This is a genomic window from Flavonifractor sp. An4, from assembly GCF_002161755.1.
GTDB lineage: Bacteria > Bacillota > Clostridia > Oscillospirales > Oscillospiraceae > Flavonifractor > Flavonifractor avicola.
Window position 1 is genome coordinate 1 of record NZ_NFIL01000118.1, and the last position, 807, is coordinate 807.

Genomic DNA, 807 nt, shown 5'->3' on the forward strand with positions numbered 1-807 from the left:
GTAGCCTAACCGCAAGGGGGGCGCGGCCGAAGGTGGGTTCGATAATTGGGGTGAAGTCGTAACAAGGTAGCCGTATCGGAAGGTGCGGCTGGATCACCTCCTTTCTAAGGAGACTTCAACAGAACAAGTTCTGTTGTAACGTCCTACGGTCAGCTTTCTGGAGTAGAGGTGACTTTCACGTTGTTTAATTTAGAGGGCACACGCATTGATGGGGGTATAGCTCAGCTGGGAGAGCACCTGCTTTGCAAGCAGGGGGTCATCGGTTCGAGCCCGATTATCTCCACCAAGAAGTGGACCGAGACGGGCCCATAGCTCAGCTGGCTAGAGCGCACGACTGATAATCGTGAGGTCGGTGGTTCGAGTCCACTTGGGCCCACCACTTACTTTTTTGCAAGAAAAAGTAAGCAAAAAGAACTTCCATAGAGATTCGAAGCCGGATCGAAGCACCTGGAGACAGATGTTTCGATCTGACCTTGAAAGAGGTTGGAAGTCAGCACCTTGAAAACTGAACAATGCAGATGGAAAGTATGAAGAGCAAGCAACAGAGGGCAATAACAGCAATGTTGTGGAACTTAAAGATAGAATGGCGAAAGCCGTTCTAGTGAATGGGTAAAACAATGTAGCCAATTGCAAAACTTCTGTGAGGCCTGCATAATTCATGATCGAATAGAGAACAGCTCAGAAATGGCTGTTCTACTAAGGTCAAGCTATAAAGAGCGCAAGGGGAATGCCTTGGCATCAGGAGCCGAAGAAGGACGTGACAAGCTGCGATAAGCTGCGGTGAGCTGCACATAAGCTTTGACCCGC

2 tRNA genes and 2 rRNA genes are annotated in these 807 nt (G+C 49.3%); all 4 read left to right on the forward strand.

Features of this window, described 5'->3' with window-relative positions:
* Positions 1 to 104 (forward strand): 16S ribosomal RNA (locus B5F94_RS15985); the annotation flags it as partial.
* Positions 105 to 210: 106 nt separating this feature from the next.
* Positions 211 to 286, forward strand: a tRNA-Ala gene (locus B5F94_RS15990).
* Between the two features lie 16 nt (positions 287 to 302).
* A tRNA-Ile gene (locus B5F94_RS15995) sits at positions 303 to 379 on the forward strand.
* A 321-nt stretch (positions 380 to 700) separates the two neighbouring features.
* Positions 701 to 807: ribosomal RNA gene (locus tag B5F94_RS16000) — 23S ribosomal RNA — on the forward strand; the annotation flags it as partial.